The 398-nt window shown below is 64.6% G+C and carries 1 pseudogene; it reads left to right on the top strand.

Features of this window, described 5'->3' with window-relative positions:
* Positions 1–398: pseudogene (locus tag QCE58_RS34220) on the top strand (filamentous hemagglutinin); the annotation flags it as partial.

The following is a 398-nucleotide window of genomic DNA, read 5'->3' as shown; positions in this document are numbered from 1 at the left end:
CCGAAGGGAACGGTTGAACTGGTGGCAGGAAATCAGGTGCTATTGCAGGACGCGGCTGGCGGCCAACAGGTTTTCGTGCAGGCGGGAAGCGGCGGCACGCTAATAAACGCGGGCACGATCGAGGCGGCGCAAGCCAGCTTGCAAGCCGCCGATGGCAACGTGTATGCGCTCGCCGGCAACAGCGCTGCGATTCGCGCGACCGGCACTGCGACCCGCGATGGTCACGTGTGGCTCGTCGCGGACAAGGGCGAAGTTCATGCGGACGGCACGATTATCGCGACGAATGCGAACGGTCGCGACGGCGCCGTCGACACGCGCGCATCGACGCTCGATATCGGCAACGCGACCGTGCTTGCAGGCCATTGGACGTTGAGCGCACCGATTTTCACGGTCGACAC

Source organism: Caballeronia sp. LZ028, from assembly GCF_031451415.1.
Classification (GTDB): Bacteria; Pseudomonadota; Gammaproteobacteria; order Burkholderiales; family Burkholderiaceae; genus Caballeronia; species Caballeronia zhejiangensis.
Note: the sequence above shows the minus strand (reverse complement) of the source record. Positions and strands in the feature narration are given on the sequence as shown.